This is a genomic window from Amycolatopsis saalfeldensis, from assembly GCF_900110575.1.
Taxonomy (GTDB): domain Bacteria; phylum Actinomycetota; class Actinomycetes; order Mycobacteriales; family Pseudonocardiaceae; genus Amycolatopsis; species Amycolatopsis saalfeldensis.
This window is the reverse complement of sequence record NZ_FOEF01000008.1, coordinates 275,502-292,926: the sequence shown is the minus strand read 5'-3', so window position 1 is coordinate 292,926 and position 17,425 is coordinate 275,502. Positions and strand designations below refer to the sequence as shown.

Genomic DNA, 17,425 nt, shown 5'->3' with positions numbered 1-17,425 from the left:
GTCCCAGCTCAGCTCGCGATCAGTGCACGACGTCGTCCACCGAGGGCGACTCGTTGCGGGACAGGTTGATGCCGAGGTTCGCCGCGGCGCGCTCGAGGTCCTCGTCGTCGGAGTCGCGCATCTCGATGGCCGCACCGTCGCTGGAGAGCACCTCGACGTTCAGGCACAGCGACTGGAGCTCCTTGAGGAGCACCTTGAACGACTCCGGGATGCCCGGCTCGGGGATGTTCTCCCCCTTGACGATCGCCTCGTACACCTTGACGCGGCCGACCACGTCGTCCGACTTGATCGTCAGCAGCTCCTGCAGCGTGTAGGCAGCGCCGTACGCCTGCATCGCCCAGCACTCCATCTCACCGAAGCGCTGGCCACCGAACTGCGCCTTACCACCCAGCGGCTGCTGCGTGATCATCGAGTACGGGCCGGTGGAGCGGGCGTGGATCTTGTCGTCGACCAGGTGGTGCAGCTTCAGGATGTACATGTAGCCGACCGAAACCGGGTACGGGTACGGCTCGCCGGAGCGGCCGTCGAGCAGCGTGGCCTTGCCGTTCTCCTTGACCATGCGCTCGCCGTCGCGGTTCGGCTTGGTCGAGCCGAGCAGCCCGGTCAGCTCCTCCTCCTTCGCGCCGTCGAACACCGGGGTGGCGGTGTTCGTGTTCGGCGCGACGTCGTAGAGCTCCTCGTTGAGGTTCGCGGCCCAGCTCGGGTCGCCCTCGATCGTCCAGCCCTGCGAGGCCAGCCAGCCCAGGTGCAGCTCGAGGATCTGGCCGATGTTCATCCGTCGCGGCACACCGTGGGTGTTCAGGATGATGTCGACCGGGGTGCCGTCCTCCATGAACGGCATGTCCTCGACCGGCAGGATCTTGCCGATGACACCCTTGTTCCCGTGCCGGCCGGCGAGCTTGTCGCCCGGCTGGATCTTGCGCTTCTGGGCCACGTAGACGCGGACCAGCTCGTTGACGCCCGGGGGCAGCTCGTCGTCGTCCTCGCGCGAGAACACGCGGATGCCGATGACCTTGCCGGTCTCGCCGTGCGGCACCTTCAGCGAGGTGTCGCGGACTTCGCGGGCCTTCTCCCCGAAGATCGCGCGGAGCAGGCGCTCTTCCGGGGTCAGCTCCGTCTCGCCCTTGGGCGTGACCTTGCCGACCAGGATGTCGCCGTCGCGGACCTCGGCACCGATCCGGATGATGCCGCGCTCGTCGAGGTCGGCGAGCACCTCCTCGGAGACGTTCGGGATGTCCCGGGTGATCTCCTCGGCGCCCAGCTTGGTGTCGCGGGCGTCGATCTCGTGCTCCTCGATGTGGATCGACGTGAGCACGTCGTCCTGCACCAGGCGCTCGGAGAGGATGATCGCGTCCTCGTAGTTGTGGCCCTCCCACGGCATGACCGCCACGAGCAGGTTCTTGCCCAGCGCCATCTCACCGTTCTCGGTGGACGGGCCGTCGGCGATGACCTGCCCCTGCTCGACCCGGTCGCCCTCGTTGACGATCGGGCGGTGGTTGAAGCAGGTGCCGTGGTTGGAGCGGCGGAACTTGTACAGTCCGTAGCTCTTCCGCGTGCCGTCGTCGTGCATGATCGTGATGATGTCCGCGGACAGCTCCTCGACCACGCCGGCCTGCTCGGCGACGAGCACGTCACCGGCGTCGACCGCGGCGCGCAGCTCCACCCCGGTGCCCACGTACGGCGCCTGGTTGCGCAGCAGCGGCACCGCCTGGCGCTGCATGTTCGCGCCCATCAGCGCGCGGTTCGCGTCGTCGTGCTCGAGGAACGGGATCATCGCCGTCGCGACCGAGACCATCTGCCGCGGCGAGACGTCCATGTAGTCGATGTCGAGCGGGTCGATCAGCTCGACCTCGCCGCCCTTGCGACGGCCCAGGACCTTGCTCTCGACGAAGTGGCTGTCCTCGGTCAGCGGCGCGTTGGCCTGCGCCTTGACGAAGCGGTCCTCTTCGTCCGCGGTCAGGTAGTCGACCTGGTCGGTGACCTGGCCCTCGACGACCTTGCGGTACGGCGTCTCGATGAAGCCGAACGGGTTGACCCGCGCGTACGAGCAGAGCGAGCCGATCAGGCCGATGTTCGGGCCTTCCGGCGTCTCGATCGGGCACATGCGGCCGTAGTGCGACGGGTGGACGTCACGGACCTCCATGCCGGCGCGCTCACGGGACAGACCACCGGGGCCGAGGGCCGACAGACGCCGCTTGTGCGTCAGGCCCGACAGCGGGTTGTTCTGGTCCATGAACTGCGACAGCTGCGAGGTGCCGAAGAACTCCTTGATCGCCGCGCCGATCGGGCGGATGTTGATCAGGGTCTGCGGCGTGATCGCCTCGACGTCCTGCGTGGTCATGCGCTCGCGCACCACGCGCTCGGTGCGGGAGAGGCCGACCCGGATCTGGTTCTGGATCAGCTCGCCCACCGTGCGCAGGCGACGGTTGCCGAAGTGGTCGATGTCGTCGGTCTCGACCGGCACCTCGACGTCGTTCACGCTGGTCATCTTGTCCTCGCCGGCGTGCAGCCGGACCAGGTACTCGATGGCGCTGACGATGTCTTCCTCGGTCAGCGTGCCCGTGTCGTACGGGGTGGTCAGGCCGAGCTTCTTGTTGACCTTGTACCGGCCGACCTTGGCCAGGTCGTAGCGCTTCGGCTTGAAGAACAGGTTCTCCAGCAGCGTCTGCGCGCTCTCCTTGGTGGGGGGCTCGCCCGGGCGCAGCTTGCGGTAGATGTCGAGCAGCGCCTCGTCGGTGCCGGCCGTGTGGTCCTTCTCGAGGGTGGCGAGCAGCGTCTCGGAGAACGAGAAGCGCTCGCGGATCGCCTCGGTGGTCCAGCCGAGCGCCTTCAGCAGCACGGTGACCGGCTGGCGGCGCTTGCGGTCGATGCGGACGCCGACGGTGTCGCGCTTGTCGACGTCGAACTCGAGCCACGCGCCGCGGCTCGGGATCACGCGCACGCTGAAGACGTCCTTGTCGGTCGTCTTGTCGACACTGCTGTCGAAGTACACGCCCGGAGAACGCACCAGCTGGGACACGACGACCCGCTCGGTGCCGTTGATGATGAACGTGCCCTTGTCCGTCATCACCGGGAAGTCGCCGAGGAAGACCGTCTGGCTCTTGATCTCGCCGGTGTTGTTGTTGACGAACTCCGCCGTGACGAACAGCGGGGCCGCGTAGGTCATGTCCTTGTCCTTGCACTCCTCGATCGAGGCCTTGACCTCGTCGAAGCGCGGGGCGGAGAAGGACAGCGACATGGAACCGGAGAAGTCCTCGATCGGGGAGATCTCGTTGAGGACCTCCTCCAAACCGCCGACCGGGTTCTCTTCACCTTCGTTGACGCGGCGCTCGAACCACGCCTCGGCTCCGGTGAACCACTGGAACGACTGAAGCTGCACGTCCAGCAGGTTGGGGGTGTTCAGAGGCTCGCGAATCTTTGCGAAAGAGACTCGCTTGGGTGCGCCGGGGATACCTGTGGACTCCGAGCGAGATACAGCCGAGGTGGTCGCAGCAGTGGCCTGGTTCGCGGGAGAGACTGCCAAGATGCGTCCTTCCGGGGACAATGAGCGGTGAGCAGCCGCGATGGCAACAGCTGTCGCGGACTGTCAAGGGTGCCGTGTGCCCACTACTCTAACTACCGGCTCCGGGCAGCCTGAAAGAGGGCAGCGCAAAGAGCCAGTCTAGCCCGAGCGTCGCGGTCTGTCCAGGGGGCGCTCCCGATGGGGCCCAGCCTGCTGCGCAACGCTCCCAGCAATGCCTCCGGCTTACCCGGTTTCGCGCCCCTCCCGCAAGGTTCGCGTTCCCCGGCTGTCGCCGTTGGCAGTAAGCCTGAACCCACGGCGCGCGAGAGTCAAGATGCCACACGGGGGTCCCGCCGGTTGGCGCAGCGTTGAACAGGGGGTGCGGAGGGTGACAACCGGGATGATCATCCCGGTTACCCCCGGGTACCTGCGGGATCGGGCCGCGGCGGCCGTTTCGGGCAGCCGGTATCGGGCCCTTGAGCGGTGTTCCCCGTCACGCCCCCGGCCACCGGGCAGCCGGGCTACGGTCGCTTCGTGGACCCCGCTGACCCTGTGGAGCAGACCGAGTGGGACGGCGTGACGAGCCGGGACGGGCACGACCCGCGCGACCTGGCCGTGCGCGATCAGCTCGCCGACGCCGCCTCGGCCGCCGACTGGACGACGGTGCTCACCACCCTGGAGACGGCTCCGCACCTGGTCAACGCGTCGCGACTGGGCAGCCGCCGGGGTTGCTCGCCGTTGCACCAGGCGGCCTGGCACGGCGCTCCTCGCGACGTCGTCCATGAGCTGCTGGACCGCGGCGCGTGGCGAACGCTGCGGACCGGGCTGTACGGCCAGCGCGCCGCGGACGTCGCCGCGGAGCGCGGCCACGAGGAGACCGCGGGCTTGCTGGCGCCGTCCCCGCGCCGCGAGGTGCCGGACGACGTCCTGGACGGCCTCAGCGCGCAGCTCCACCTCCTGATCCGGGGCCGCTCCGCGGAACTCGTCGTGCGCCACCGGCTGCGGCTGCCGCAGCTGGGCCCGCTGACCGAGCTGACGCGCCCACGCCTGTGGTTCCCGATCCCCGGCCAGTACGGCGGGTTCAGCATCGAGCTGACCGGCCGCGAACTGTCGGTGACGAGCTGGAACCGCGTGGTCGGCGGCTGGGCGCAGCAGCACCGGGTGACCGTGGACAGCATTCATCTGGTCGAGGCCGGGATGGACCTGTAGCCACGTCCCGGACACGGTCAAAGCCAGTCGGGCAGGGGTTCCGTTGCCTGGAGCCATTCCGGCGGGATCTCGTGGGCGCCGGCGGCCAGCACGCCGCCCGCGATGGCCGCCACGGTGTCGACGTCCTCGGCGAGCCGGGCGACCAGCCACATCGCCTCGACGTACGCGGCGGAGTGGCGGGCGGCGATCCAGAGCGCCAACGGGACGGTGTCGTGCGCCGCGATCTCGCGGCCGGTGCCGAGCGCGCTCGCGGCGTCGGCGGGGTCGGCGTGCCGGAGGTCCAACGCTGTCGTCAGGCCGTCACGGACGCGGCCTGGCGGGACGAACGGGATCACCGAGGACAGCAGGTCCGGGCCACCGAGTGTCGGCTGGACGGCCCGCAGCGCCGCAGCCGCCGCGACCGCTATCGCACCCGCCACGCCTTCGAAGTGCGCGTGGGTCACCACGGCCGACTGCTCGGCCTCGCGCAGCACTCGCGGCAAGTCCGCGCCGTACCAGGCGCCCAGCGGGGCCACTCGCATCGCGGCGCCGTTGCCCCACGAACCGTTGCCGCCGAACGCCGTCGCGGCCAGCTCCGGCCACGGCTGCCCCGCGCGGATGTCCTGCACCAGACGCGCGACGCCGGAGCCGTATCCGCGGTCCGGATCGTGGTGGGTGGCGAAGGACGCCGCGAGCGCGCCCTGGTCGAGGTGACCTTCGCGCCGCAGCACCGCGAAGATGGAGCACGCCATCTCGGTGTCGTCCGTCCATCGCCACGGCGGGGCGGGCAACTGCCGTCCGACGACGTCGGGATGGTCCCCCGGCAGCAGGATCTGCGCCCCGAACGCGTCGCCGACGGCGAGCCCACGGAGGCTCGCGAACGCTTGCTGATCAGTCACCGCCCCAACCTAGCCGGGACGCGGCGCGAGTCCACTGTGGAGTTCGGGCAGGAATCGCGTCCACCCGGCGGGAATCGCGGGCCCCGCGCCGCGACCGCCGGTAAGATCGCCCGCGATCCCGGTGTCGCGCGTCGAAGGGAAAGACCCATGTCCGTGTCGAGGTCCGCGCGGCGGTTCGCCGTGACCATCGCGGTGGTTCTGGCAGCACTCACCATCGGAGGCACTCAGGCCATGGCCGCACCCGACGCCGCCGGCCGGCTGGGCCCGCTGACCGACCTGGTGGTCCAGCGGCTGCAGGTGAGCGACCAGGTCGCGGCGGCCAAGTTCGGCACCGGCAAGCCCATCGACGACCCGGTGCGCGAACAGCAGGAGCTGGCCGAGGTCCGCGCGAAGGCCGCCACCCTCGGCATCGACCCGGACCGCACGGCGGCCTTCTTCGAGGACCAGATCGCCGCGAGCAAGGTCGTCCAGCGCGGCCTGTTCGACCGCTGGACCAGGCACCCGGACCAGGCCCCCACCACCCGCCCGGACCTGAACGTGATCCGCGCGGAACTCGACCAGCTGACCACCTCCCTGCTGGCCCAGCTCGTCGCCACCGACGGGGTCCGACACCCGGGCATCGGCTGCCGCGTGGAGGTCGCGGAGGCCCAGCTGTCGGCGATCGTGATCGACCGGCTGGACGCCTTGCACCGCAACGCTTTGCGGACGGCTTTGCGGTCGGTCTGCTGAGAAAACGGGCATAGGCGGCTTCGCGGACACTTCACGGAAAGGCGTTCACCGAAGCCGCACACGGTTACTCTCGGCGCGGGCCGACTCGATCACCGACCACATCGACGCCACCACCGAAAGGGTGGACGAGGTCGACAAGGTGGTCACCGATCTCGGCGCGACCTGGACTGGCGACGCGCACGACGCGTTCCACGAAGCAGCCACGGAATGGTCCTCAGCCGCGCGCGATCTGCGTGACCGCCTCCACTGGATCCGCGACGTCGTGACCAACGCGCACGACAACCACGCCGAGGCAGTGCGGACCAACGTCACCATCTGGCGCGGCTGATGGGCCGAGGACCCGACGGCGGCCCGGTCACGCCGGTGAAGATCGTGCCTTCGGACGCGGCCGCGGCCTGCCGCAACGCGGCCGGTGCGATTCGGGAACTCGTGCGGAATCTGCACACCGAACTGCTGAGCCTGACCGGCAACAACACTTCCGACGACGTCACCGCGCTGGAGGACTTCTGGCAGCGAGCCGCCGGGCCGCAGTCGATCCTGGCCGAGCTGCCAGTCGTACTCGACCAGCTGGCGGACAGCCTGGTCGGCTTTCGGGTGTGGAACACCGACACCCAGGAGAAAATCCGCGACAAGATCAAGTCGGTGATCGACGGTCTCGGCGCGCTGGGCGTGCTGCTGGCTGTCGGCAGCATCGTGACCGACGGTGGTTTGGACGCCCTGCTCGTCGGCGTGATCGAAGCCCTCGCCGAAGTCGCCGCCGCTGCCGCTGCCGCTGCCGCTGCCGCTGCCGCTGCCGCTGCCGCTGCCGCTGCCGCTGCCGAGACCATCCTGGTGGTGGCCGGCGGCGCGATCACCATCACCCAGGGCGTCGGACCGGCCATGCAGGCGGCGATGAGCAACACCCCGAACCCGGACATCGAGGGCGCCGACGCCACCAAGATCAGCGATGAGGTGGCGGATCGGGGTCTGCCAGAGCCGAACTACCCCAAGAGTCAGCTGCAAAGCCACTTCAAGCACGCGAAAGACTTCGGCGTTGACCAGAATTGGAGCAATGCCGCCGCCAAGGCGTACGAGGACGCGTTGAAGAAATTCGCGGAGGATCCAGCGAACACCAAGGCTGGAAACTCGAAGTGATCTGGTCGGCTACGTGGGATTGATCGACCGGTTCGTCGGCCGGGAGATCGACGCCGAACAGTTCGAGGCCGAATACCTGCGCATGGTCAAGGACGACGAGGTCATTCACGGCGACCCCGCCTTCGGTGTCATCGACGAGTTGTTCTTCCACATCGACGAGTACTTCGTGCCGCCGGGTACTTCAGCGGACGACCGTGCTCGGCAGGAGGAAGCGTTGCGGGCGCGGGCCTGTACCGCCAGACAGAAGCTCCGCGCCCTCTGAGCAAAGCTTGGTCGCCGGAGGTCATCGAGCTGGGCATCGCGACGACCGTCAGCTGGACGTGCTCTGGCTGGCCCGCAAAGACGGCATCGCGCTCTTACGACTGATGCCCCGCCGGAAAATCCCAGGGCGGGGCATCAGCGAAGAAGACCTACTTCGAAGGCGGCGGCGAGGCCGGAGCCGACGAAGCCGGAGCCTGGCCGGAAGGCGCCGGGGGGGCCTTGTACGTGTCCAGGTCCGTGATCTTCCACGTGTTGCCCTGGAGCTGGGCGTCGACGTGGAGTTGGGCGCTGCCGGCGGTGGTCTGCTTGGTGTCGGCGCGGGTGGAGGTCTGGTCGACGAACACCATGACGCGCGCGCGGTCGCCGTCGAGCATGATCACGGCGCTGCGGGTGACCTTGCAGGTCACCACCATCTTCTGCTGCGGCGCCAGGCGCTTCACCTCGCCCATCAGCGAGTTGTACTTCGCCTTGACGTCGTTGTTCGCCAGCAGGTTGTTGGCGGCGTCCTCGGTCTTCTTGATGTTGTTGAAGTCGTAGGAGAACAGGGACTCGGTCGCCTGCGAGACCTGGTCCTTGACCTGCGCGGTCTTCGCCACGTCCAGCAGCGCGGTGTTGCTCGTGGCGCCCTCGGCGGTGTCGTACTGCAGCTTGAAGAACACCGCCAAGCCCGCGAGCACCAGGCCGACGATCACCAGGCCGATGGTCAGCGTCTGGCCGATCCGGCGGTCCGGATGCGGCGCCGGGACGCGGGCGTACGCGTAGCCAGGAGCCTCGGCCTCCGCCTCGTCCAGGTCGACGGGCTTCGACGTGCCCTCGTCGCGGCGCTTGCGGCGAGGCCGGGCCGGAGCATCAGCGTCGGCGGCGTCAGACGAGTCCTCCTTGACCTCCTCGCCGGTGAGCGCGTCGACCTCGGCCGGGGCTTCAGCCTCGACGGACTCAGCCTCGGTGACCGGCTTCGCCCGGCTGATGCCGCCGGGAAGCCGGATCTCCTGCGTGGTTTCGGCCGCCGACGGGACCGAGCTGGTCAGCGGGCCGGGCCGCGGCACCGGACGCGGCCGGGGCTTCGAAGGCGCCGGCGAAACCGAAGGCGCCGGCTCGACGGGCTCTGGTGCCGGGTCCGCGTTCGGCGGCTTGCGCAGCCCGGCCACCTTCGGCCGGCGGGCCGGCGGGGTGCTGCTGCGGGGCGGCTGGCGGCGAGAGGGGGGCACTACGGGACTCCGTTCTGGGTGGAGCTACTGGCCGGCGGCGACGAGGGGGACGTTGTCGATGCCGGACAGCTTCCAGTCGCTTCCGACGCGGACCATCGAGACCTCGAGGCGGATGGCCTTCGAAGCGGTCTGCCCGCCCGCGCTGTTCATCGTGGTGATCGCGGCCAGGAAGCTCGCCTTGCCCTCGTGGTCGTCGAGTTCCTCGACGGCGATGTCCTGGACGGTGGTGCTGACCTTCACCTTCTGGTCGGTCAGCGCCTTCGAGTAGTTGGGGCGGGCCGCGTCGATCTGCTTGGCCATGTCGGCGTTCGACACGGCCTTCTGGTTGGCGAAGTAGTCGTCGAGGTGGGTGTAGTCGACCTCGGTGTAGGCCTTCACCGCCTTGGTGCCCTGCTCGACCACGTCGTCACGCGACTTCGCCAGCGCGGCGTTGTCGCCCGAGGACGCCGACAACCACATGATGCCGAACACGACCGCCACCACCAGCGCGGCGAGCGCGAAGGCGCCGGCGCCGTACAGCCAGATACGCGGCGACCCCGGCAGCGCCCGATGGGACGGGGCAGCGACCGAGGGGGTCACCTCTTCCTCGGCTTCCTCGGTGGTGGCTGGGTTCGTGCTCATAACGCTCCAGAGTAGGTAACGGTCATCAAATCCATGTCAGCCGAGCCCGAGCAGCGCTCCCAGGCTGTTCAACGAGACACCCGGGCTCCCGGCTACGCCCGGCACCTGCGCGTCGCGCTGGTCCTGCAGCTCCTGCGCGGGCCGCCCGGCGTTGTTGTTCACGTCCTGCTGCGACGGCGCGACCGGAACGCCGTTGTACGGCGCGTTCTGGGAGCCGCGGACGTTGATCGGGCTGCCCTTCGGCTCGGCGCAGTAGGCGTTGTCGTCCGCCGGCCGCGCCGCGAGGTCCGCCCCGGTGCGGTACTGGCTGTACGGCAGATAACCCTTGGTGCACGAGGGCGGGTTGAACAGGTTGAGCACCAGCCCGAGGTGCGCGGTGCCGTCGCCCGGCGCGACGCTGGGCCCCGCGGCCGCCAGCGCCGGGTAGGTCACCAGGCCCTGCTCGATGCCGTCGAGGCGGGTCACGGTGAGGTTCGCGGTGGTCAGCAGGTTCGCCACCAGCGCGCCCAGCCCGGGCCCGGTCTCCGTGATCACCTGGGTGATCTGGTTCGCCACCTGCGGCGTGATGCCGATCAGCTTGCGCAGCTGCGGGTCCGAGCTCTTCAGCGTGCCGGTCAGCTCGTTGAGGCTCTTCGAGAAGTCGGCGAAGTTGGCGGCCTCGTGGTTCTGCGTGTCCAGCACCTGGCCGCCGGCGTCCAGCAGGTTGACGGTCTGCGGCAGGTACTGCTGCGCGGTGGTGGTGAAGCTGCGCGCGGTGTCCAGCAACGTCTGCAGGTCGCCGCCGGTGCCGCGGAACGCGTCGTAGGACTCGTCGACGACGGTGCGCAGCGAGTTCGTCGGCACCGAAGCGGCGAGCGTGTCGAGGTCCGAGAGCAGCTGGTCGGTGCTCACCGGCGTGGACGTCTTCGCCGCCGGGATCACCGAGCCCGCCGCCAGGTACGGGCCGCTGTCCACCTTCGGCTGCAGGTCGACGTACTGCTCGCCGACCGCGGACCGGTTCGCGACCACCACGGCGAGGTTCGAGGGCACCTGCGGCGCCGACGGGTCGATGTTCAGGTCCGCCTCGAGCCCGGTCTGGGTCAGCCGCAGCGGCCCGACGCGCCCGATGTTGAAGCCGCGGTAGGTCACCTCGGCGTTGGTGAAGATGCCGCCCGAGGTGTTGAGCTCGAGTTTCACCGTGTAGCCGCTGCCGCCGAACACCGTGCCGAGCCCGGCGAACCGGATCAGCGCGTACACCAGCGCCACGATCGAGATGATCGCGAACGCCACCAGCTGGACCTTCGTCTTGCGCAGCAGCATCAGCCCGCTCCTCCCGAAAGCAGGCCGAACAGGCCCGCGAGACCGCTCTGCTGCTGCGGCTGCCCGCCGCCCTGTCCGCCGGAAGCGTTCGGCTGCGAGCCCGAACCGGTCTGGCCCGGGATCGGCAACGGCGGCGCCTGGTTGCCCGGCGTGCCGCTGACCCCGCCGGTCAGGCCGGGCACCGGCAGGATCCCGGAGAGCCCGTTCTGCCGGCTGCTGCCGAGGTTGTCGATGATGTCCTTCAGGTTCAGGTCGACCTTCGCGAAGAGGTTGAAGTAGTCGCCCTTCACGTCGTTGTAGGCCTGGTCGCTGAACGGGAACGTCAGCAGGATCTGCAGCGCCTTCGGCAGGTCGTTGCCCGCCTCGCCGAGTTTCTGCAGCGTCGGGGTGAGGGCCTTGAGGTCGGCCACGAGGTCCGCCTTGCTCTTGTTCACCGTGTCGGTCGCGACGCCGGAGAGGTTGTTCAGCGCGTTCAGCATCGTCACGAGCTGGCCGCGCTGCTGCTCCAGCACGCCGAGGCCGGGGCCGAGGTTGTCGACGGCGCCGACCAGCTTGTCCTTCTGGTCCTTCAGCGTCATCGAAAGCCGGTTCAGCCCGTCGAGCGCGCGCGTGATGTTCGACGACTGCTGGTCGAGGTTGGTCACCAGCTCGTTGGCGTTGTCCAGCAGCGCCTTGATGTCCGGCTCCTTGCCGGCCGTCGCGTTGTTCAGCTCCTTGGTGATGGTGTTCAGCTGGGCGACACCACCGCCGTTGAGCAGCAGCGACAGCGCGCCGAGCACCTCTTCCACCTCGACGTCACGGCCGGTGCGGGCGAGCGGGATGGTGGCGTTGTCCGCCAGCTTCCCCTGCGCCTCGGTCCCGCCGGGCGAGGACAGCTCCACGTACTTCTCGCCGAGCAGGCTCGACTGCTTCACGTTCGCCAGCGTGTTGGCCGGGAGCTTCACGTCGCCGTTGACCTGGAGGGTCACCTCGGCGTGCCAGTGGTCCGGCGTGAGCCCGATCGACTCGACGCGCCCCACCGGCACCTCGTTCACCTTCACCCCGGCCTGCGGCACGAGGTCGAGCACGTCCTGGAACTGCACCTTCACCGTGTACGGGTGGCTGCCGAGGTCGGCGCCGCCGGGCAGCGGCACGTCGTAGATGCCGCTGAACCCGCAGCCGCTCAGCACCAGCGCGGACACCGTGGTGACCACCCCGGCGCCGGCGAACTTCGTGAGTCGCTTCACGATCAGCTCCCCGTCCCGTAGACCTGGCCCGCGAGCGGGAGCGGGAGTGGCGGCAGTTTGCCGTTCTGCAGCGACTGCAGCACCTGCGCCGTCGACGGCAGCGGCACCAGCCCGTTGACCACGCCGGCGACACCGTCGCACGCGCTGCCGAGCAGGGCCTTGGTCGCGTCGGTCTGCTTGAGCAGGTTGCAGACCATCACCAGCGGCGGCGCGGTCAGCTCGTTGAGGTTCGGCCGGGCGTCGAGCGTGCCGGACGAGCCGTTGTAGACGTTCACCAGGTTCGACAGGCCCACGGGCGCGACGTCGAGGATCTCGGCGAGCGCGCTGCGCTGGTCGACCAGCACCTTGGTGACGCTGGCCAGCTTGTCCACATTGGACTTCAGCCGGCCGCGGTTCTGCTCGATGAAGCTCTGCACCGAAGTCAGCGTGGTGCCCAGCTGCTGCACCGTGGCGGCGAGATTGTCCTTCTCCCCCGCCAGATAGCCGCTGACGTCGGCCAGCTGGCTCTCGAACTGGCGCACCTGGCCGTCGCTGTTCACCAGCGTTTGGGAGAACTGGCCGAGGTTCTGGACGGTCTGGAACAGGTCGTCCTTGTTGCCCGCCAACGTGCCCGACGCCTGGCCCAGCTTGGTGATCGTGTCGTGCAGGGCCTGGCCGTTGCCGTCGAGGTTCTTCGCCGCGGTGTTCAGCAGGTCCGAGAGCGAACCGTTCTTGTTGGCGCCGTTCGGGCCGAGCGTCTCGCTCACCTTCGCGAGGCTGGCGGCGAGCTGGTCGACCTCCAGCGGCACTTCGGTGCGGCTCAACGGGATCACGGCGCCGTCGGAGATCTGCGGGCCGCCGGTGTAGGCCGGGGCCAGCTGCACGTAGCGGTCGCTGACCAGCGACGGCGCCACGATCAGCGCCTTCGCGTCGGCGGGCACCGGGATCGAGCGGTCGTACTCGAAGTCGACGCGGACCTGGTTGCCCATCGGCTGGATCTTGGTGACGGTGCCCATGTCCACGCCGAGCATCCGGACGCTGTTGCCCTCGTACAGGCCGACGGCGCCGGAGAAGTACGCGGTCAGGTGGGTGCGCCCGGCGTCCTTGAGCGTCCACCAGAGGCCACCGGCGACCACCAGCGCGAGCACGATCGCGATGGTGAAGCCGCGGGTGAGGGACTGGCCGAAGCGGGTGTCGGTCATTTCGAGTAACACCCCTCTTGGTTGAGCGGGCCGACCGAGGGCAGCACCAGACCGCAGATGTAGTTGTCGAACCAGTGCCCGGTGCCGATGGTGTTGGTGAACACCCGGATGAACGGGGCGAACTTCGCGATGCCCTGGGCCAGCGAGTCCTGGTTGCGCTGCAGCATCGAGGTCAGCTGGTCGAGGTTCGTGAGCACCGGGTCCAGCTGCTTGTCGTTGTCGTCGACCAGGCCCTGCAGCTGCGTGGCCAGCTGGCGCGAGCCGTCGAGCAGGGCGCTGATCGCCTGCTCGCGCTTCGACACCTCGTCCAGCAGCTGGTTTCCGTCGGTGATCAGCTTGGTCACCTCGGCGTCGCGGTCGACCAGCGTCTGGGACACCTCACGGGTGTTGGCGAGCAGGTTCGACAGCTGCGAGTCGCGTTTCGCGATGGTGTCCGACAGCTTCGACAGGCCCGAGAGCGCGCCCTTCACGTCCGCCGGGGTGTTGGCGAAGGTCTGGGTGATGGCGTCGAAACTCTGCGCGAGCTGGTCGGTGTTGATGTTGTCGACCGTCTGGGACAGGCCGCGGAAGGCGTCGAGCACGTCGAACGGCGACATCGTGCGGTCCCGGGGGATCGCCTGGTCCGGGTTCAGCGTGCCCACGCCCTGCGGGTCCAGCGACAGGTACTTCTGGCCGAGCAGCGTCTTGATCTTGATCGCCGCCGTGGTCTTGTCGCCGAGCCAGGCGTCCTTGACCTTGAACGACACCTTGACGCTCGCGCCGTCGATCTTGATCGCGGACACCTTGCCGACCTTGACGCCGGCCACCCGCACGTCGTTGTCCGTGGCCAGTCCGGCGGCCTCGGAGAACTCGGCGCTGTAGGTGGTGCCGCCGCCGATGATCGGGAGGCTGTCGGAGTTCAGCGCGGCGATGAAGCCGAGCACGAGCACCGCGAGGCCGACCAGCGCGATCGGCACGGGATTGCGTTTCTGGAACGACTTCATCCGCTGCACCTCTCGCGGTTCGAGGGCAGGAGCGGGACGTCGATCGGCTGGTTGATCAGCGGAGGCAGGGCAACGCTCCCCTTCATCTCGCACGCGTAGAAGTTGAACCACGAGCCGTAGTCCGCGGTGCGGGTCAGCGCGCTGACCTTCTGCGGCAGGAACTGGATGAAGTGCTCTAGGTCCGGCTGGTTCTGGTCGAGCCGGCTGGTGAGCGTGCCGAGCGCGCTGATGTCGTCCTTCAGCGGCGCCCTGGCGTCGCCGAGCAGGCCGGCGGTCGTGGTGGCCAGGTTGCCGAGGCCCGCGATCGCGTCGCCGATCGGCTTGCGGTCGGCGGCCAGGCCGGACACCAGCTGCTGCAGCTTCACGATCAGGTCGGACAGCTGCGGCGTGTGCGCGTTCACCGTGTCGAGCACCGAGTTGAGGTTGTCGATGACCTCGCCGATGACCTGGTCCTTGTCGGCGATCGCGGTGGTCAGCGAAGCGGTGTGCGACAGCAGGCTCTCCACGGTGCCGCCCTCGCCCTGCAGGACCTGGATGACCTCGTAGGAGAGCTTGTTGACGTCGTCCGGGTTCAGCGCCGTGAACAGCGGCTTGAACCCGTTGAACAGCTCGGTGAGGTCCAGCGCCGGCGTGGTCCGCTCCAGCGGGATGGTGCCGCCGGGCTGGAGCATCGCGCCGCCGGTGTTGCCGCCCTCGCCGAGCGAGACGTAACGCTGGCCGACCAGGTTGCGGAACTTGATCTGCGCGGTGACGCCGGCCGGCAGCTTGAGCCCGGTGTCCACCTCGAAGTCCACCTGCGCCTGGCGCTTGTCCACGATCTTGACGTCCTTGACCTGCCCCACGCGGACGCCGGCGATGCGGACGTCGTCGTTGGGCAGCAGCAGCGTCGCGTCGGTGAACCGCGCCGAGTACTCGTTGGTGCTGGTGGTGTTGATGTTCGCGATGCTGATGCCGAGGACCGTGGTGAACAGCACGGTGACCACCACGAAGACCAGCAGCTTGATCAGCGGCGCGAGCAGGCCCCTCACTTGACCGTCACCTCCGCGCCTCGGTAGAGCGGGCCGACGAGCAGTGCGCCCCAGCCCGGGAAGTCACTCGCCGGCATGCCGACCTGCGGCCCGACCAGCTGCGACAGGAACTCGTTCTCACCGGTCGAGTAGGCCGGGTTGCCGCCCGCCGCGCCGCCGCCGAGGCTGTTGGCCACGTCGGCCTTGAAGTTGGCCGGGTTCAGGCCCTCGCCGACCGTCTTGGGCGCGGTCGTGTGGGTGGTGCCGTCCTTGAACGCGCCGTCCGGCGGATCCTGCGGGAACGGGTTCGGCGCCGGGTTCAGGTCGTAACAGCGGGGGCCGCGCTTGTCGTCGAACCGCGGTTCGTCCTGGCCCGCCTTGTACGGCCCGCGGTTGACCACCACCTCGATGGTCGCGTGCAGGCCGGGCTGGCCGGTGCCCTTGCCCAGCGCCTTGTCGATCACCGGCACCATCTTCGCCATCTGGCCGATCACGCACGGGTACTCGGGCGCGTACTTGGCCAGCAGCTCGGCAGTCGGGCGCGCGGTGCTCGCCAGGCTGATGATGTTCTGCTCGTTGTTGTCCAGGAACGTCTGCAGGTCCTGCGAGGCCGTGGTCAGGCTGCCGTAGAGGCTCGACAGGTTCTGCTGCTCGTCCACCACGGTGCGGGTGGTCGTGCTCAGGTTGTCGAGGCTCTGCACCAGGTCCGGCGCGGAGTTGCTCAGGTTCCCGGAGAACTGCGCGAGCGCCTTGAGGTCGTGCTGCAGCTGTGGCTCGTGCGGGTTCAGCTGGCCGATGTAGTCGCCCAGCTGGGAAAGCGTGTCGCCGAGGGGCTTGCCGCGGCCCTGCAGCGCGGTCGAGATCGCGGTGAGCGTGCTCGAAAGCTTCTGCGGCTGCACGGCCTGCAGCACCGGCAGCAGGTGCTCGAACGCCTGCTCCAGGTCGATCGCGCTGGACGTGCGGTCCTGCGGGATCACGTCGCCGGTGGCCAGCGTCTGCGTGGACGGGTCCTTCGGGATCTCCAGCGAGACGTACCGCTCGCCGAACAGCGTCTTCGGCAGGAACCGCGCGGACACGTTCTGCGGGATCAGCTTCGCCGACGCCGGGTCGAGCCGCAGGGTCAGCTCGGCGCCGTCGTTGGTCACCGTGATGTCGTCGACGGAGCCGACGATCAGCCCGCGCACCTTCACGTCCGACTGCTTGAGCAGCTGGTTGCCGATGCTGTCGGCCTCGAGCTTCACGGTGACGAAGCTGGTGAACGACTTGTTGTACAGGGCGATGCTCAGCGCGATGCCCCCCACCAGCAGGGCCACGAGCAGCAGGCCGAGCAGCCTGCGCCGTAGTGCGATCATCCCGCAATCCTCACCGTGACGTCGGTCCCCCAGATAGCGAAACCGATGAAGAAGTTCACGATCGAAACCGTGACGATGCTCAGGCGCACCGCCTTGCCGACCGCCACGCCGACCCCGGCCGGCCCGCCGGAGGCCCGGTAGCCGAAGTAGCAGTGCGAAAGAATGATCAAGACGCTGAAGATCAGCACCTTGATGAACGAGTACAACACGTCCTGTGGAGGTAGGAAGAGGTCGAAGTAATGGTCGTAGGTGCCGGCGGACTGGTTGTAGATGTAGATAACGACCAGCCGCGAGGCGAGATACGAGCTGAGCAGGCCGATGATGTACAGCGGGATCACGGCGACGAAGCCGGCGATGATCCGCGTGGTCACCAGGTACGGCAGGCTCGGCACGCCCATCACCTCGAGCGCGTCGATCTCCTCGGAGATCCGCATCGCGCCGAGCTGCGCGGTGAACCCGGCGCCGACCGTCGCGCTCAAGGCGAGCCCGGCGACCAGCGGCGCGATCTCGCGGGTGTTGAAGAACGCGGTCAGGAAGCCGGTGAACGCCGAGGTGCCGATCGAGTTCAGGGCCGAGTAGCCCTGCAGGCCGACCAGGACGCCGGTGAACAGCGTCAGGCCGACCATCACGCCGACCGTGCCGCCGATGACGGCGAGCGAGCCGGAGCCGAAGCTGACCTCGGCCAGCAGGCGCAGCACTTCCTTCATGTAGCGACGCAGCGTCCGCGGCGTCCAGAGCAGCGCCCGGCCGTAGAACGACATCTGGTCGCCGAGCGTGTCCAGGGTCTGGAGCGGGCGGTTCGCGAACCGCTTGGCCCCCGCGATGAACGTCATGG

At 68.7% G+C, this 17,425-nt stretch carries 16 protein-coding genes; 5 read left to right on the top strand and 11 right to left on the bottom strand.

All coding sequences use genetic code 11. The features are described from left to right. Window positions 1-19: 19 nt before the first annotated feature. Window positions 20-3,523 (bottom strand): DNA-directed RNA polymerase subunit beta, encoded by a 3,504-nt coding sequence (gene rpoB, locus BMY97_RS20585; protein ID WP_091618481.1) that lies wholly within the window; start codon window positions 3,521-3,523, stop codon window positions 20-22. A gap of 513 nt (window positions 3,524-4,036) precedes the next feature. Here rpoB and BMY97_RS20580 point away from each other — a divergent pair. Continuing rightward, on the top strand, window positions 4,037-4,711 hold the full coding sequence (locus BMY97_RS20580; RefSeq protein WP_143086243.1) for an ankyrin repeat domain-containing protein: 675 nt from the start codon (window positions 4,037-4,039) through the stop codon (window positions 4,709-4,711). A 17-nt stretch (window positions 4,712-4,728) separates the two neighbouring features. Here the strand turns inward: BMY97_RS20580 and BMY97_RS20575 are convergent, their stop codons facing one another. Then, complete coding sequence (locus BMY97_RS20575; RefSeq protein WP_091618479.1) at window positions 4,729-5,589, bottom strand: ADP-ribosylglycohydrolase family protein; 861 nt, start codon at window positions 5,587-5,589, stop codon at window positions 4,729-4,731. 147 nt (window positions 5,590-5,736) lie between these two features. On the opposite strand from BMY97_RS20575, the gene BMY97_RS20570 reads away from it, so the two are divergent. Genes BMY97_RS20570 through BMY97_RS20555 form a run of 4 tightly spaced genes read left to right on the top strand, consistent with a single transcriptional unit; the run spans window position 5,737 to window position 7,714 of the window. After that, a complete protein-coding gene (locus BMY97_RS20570; protein WP_091618478.1) occupies window positions 5,737-6,318 on the top strand; it encodes a chorismate mutase in 582 nt (193 codons plus the stop codon). Window positions 6,319-6,328: 10 nt separating this feature from the next. After that, the gene (locus BMY97_RS20565; protein ID WP_091618477.1) at window positions 6,329-6,646 is read left to right on the top strand and encodes a WXG100 family type VII secretion target; all 318 of its coding nucleotides are present in this window, start codon (window positions 6,329-6,331) and stop codon (window positions 6,644-6,646) included. A gap of 35 nt (window positions 6,647-6,681) precedes the next feature. Further along, complete coding sequence (locus BMY97_RS20560) at window positions 6,682-7,452, top strand: colicin D domain-containing protein (protein WP_143086242.1); 771 nt, start codon at window positions 6,682-6,684, stop codon at window positions 7,450-7,452. Between the two features lie 13 nt (window positions 7,453-7,465). Beyond that, window positions 7,466-7,714 carry a colicin immunity domain-containing protein gene (locus BMY97_RS20555; protein WP_177231454.1) on the top strand — a complete coding sequence of 83 codons (249 nt, stop codon included), beginning with the start codon at window positions 7,466-7,468 and terminating at the stop codon, window positions 7,712-7,714. Between the two features lie 148 nt (window positions 7,715-7,862). On the opposite strand, the gene BMY97_RS20550 is transcribed toward BMY97_RS20555, so the two are convergent. From BMY97_RS20550 to BMY97_RS20510, 9 genes are read right to left on the bottom strand one after another with little or no spacing between them, the layout of a single operon-like run. Next, window positions 7,863-8,921, bottom strand: a complete 1,059-nt coding sequence (locus BMY97_RS20550) for a hypothetical protein (protein ID WP_245787404.1) — start codon at window positions 8,919-8,921, stop codon at window positions 7,863-7,865. Between the two features lie 24 nt (window positions 8,922-8,945). Then, window positions 8,946-9,542, bottom strand: a complete 597-nt coding sequence (locus BMY97_RS20545; protein ID WP_091618473.1) for a hypothetical protein — start codon at window positions 9,540-9,542, stop codon at window positions 8,946-8,948. 36 nt (window positions 9,543-9,578) lie between these two features. Beyond that, window positions 9,579-10,841 (bottom strand): MCE family protein, encoded by a 1,263-nt coding sequence (locus BMY97_RS20540; RefSeq protein WP_091618472.1) that lies wholly within the window; start codon window positions 10,839-10,841, stop codon window positions 9,579-9,581. Further along, complete coding sequence (locus BMY97_RS20535; protein WP_091618471.1) at window positions 10,841-12,067, bottom strand: MCE family protein; 1,227 nt, start codon at window positions 12,065-12,067, stop codon at window positions 10,841-10,843. Before BMY97_RS20535 ends, BMY97_RS20540 begins: the two co-directional genes overlap by 1 nt. A gap of 2 nt (window positions 12,068-12,069) precedes the next feature. Continuing rightward, entirely contained in the window at window positions 12,070-13,248 is a 1,179-nt protein-coding gene (locus BMY97_RS20530) for an MCE family protein (RefSeq protein WP_091618470.1), read from the bottom strand. Then, a complete protein-coding gene (locus BMY97_RS20525; protein ID WP_091618623.1) occupies window positions 13,245-14,231 on the bottom strand; it encodes an MCE family protein in 987 nt (328 codons plus the stop codon). Before BMY97_RS20525 ends, BMY97_RS20530 begins: the two co-directional genes overlap by 4 nt. Beyond that, on the bottom strand, window positions 14,228-15,259 hold the full coding sequence (locus BMY97_RS20520; RefSeq protein ID WP_091618469.1) for an MCE family protein: 1,032 nt from the start codon (window positions 15,257-15,259) through the stop codon (window positions 14,228-14,230). The genes BMY97_RS20525 and BMY97_RS20520 overlap by 4 nt, the downstream gene beginning before the upstream one ends. Beyond that, on the bottom strand, window positions 15,256-16,590 hold the full coding sequence (locus tag BMY97_RS20515) for an MCE family protein (RefSeq protein WP_091618468.1): 1,335 nt from the start codon (window positions 16,588-16,590) through the stop codon (window positions 15,256-15,258). Before BMY97_RS20515 ends, BMY97_RS20520 begins: the two co-directional genes overlap by 4 nt. Continuing rightward, a complete protein-coding gene (locus tag BMY97_RS20510) occupies window positions 16,587-17,423 on the bottom strand; it encodes an MlaE family ABC transporter permease (RefSeq protein ID WP_091618467.1) in 837 nt (278 codons plus the stop codon). Before BMY97_RS20510 ends, BMY97_RS20515 begins: the two co-directional genes overlap by 4 nt. Between the last annotated feature and the right edge of the window lie 2 nt (window positions 17,424-17,425).

Coding starts and splice junctions, on each gene's coding strand:
- BMY97_RS20530 (WP_091618470.1), bottom strand. CDS start 13,248: ATGACCGACACCCGCTTCGGCCAGTCCCTCACCCGCGGCTTCACCATC.
- BMY97_RS20545 (WP_091618473.1), bottom strand. CDS start 9,542: ATGAGCACGAACCCAGCCACCACCGAGGAAGCCGAGGAAGAGGTGACC.
- BMY97_RS20510 (WP_091618467.1), bottom strand. CDS start 17,423: ATGACGTTCATCGCGGGGGCCAAGCGGTTCGCGAACCGCCCGCTCCAG.
- BMY97_RS20515 (WP_091618468.1), bottom strand. CDS start 16,590: ATGATCGCACTACGGCGCAGGCTGCTCGGCCTGCTGCTCGTGGCCCTG.
- BMY97_RS20570 (WP_091618478.1), top strand. CDS start 5,737: ATGTCCGTGTCGAGGTCCGCGCGGCGGTTCGCCGTGACCATCGCGGTG.
- BMY97_RS20540 (WP_091618472.1), bottom strand. CDS start 10,841: ATGCTGCTGCGCAAGACGAAGGTCCAGCTGGTGGCGTTCGCGATCATC.
- BMY97_RS20525 (WP_091618623.1), bottom strand. CDS start 14,231: ATGAAGTCGTTCCAGAAACGCAATCCCGTGCCGATCGCGCTGGTCGGC.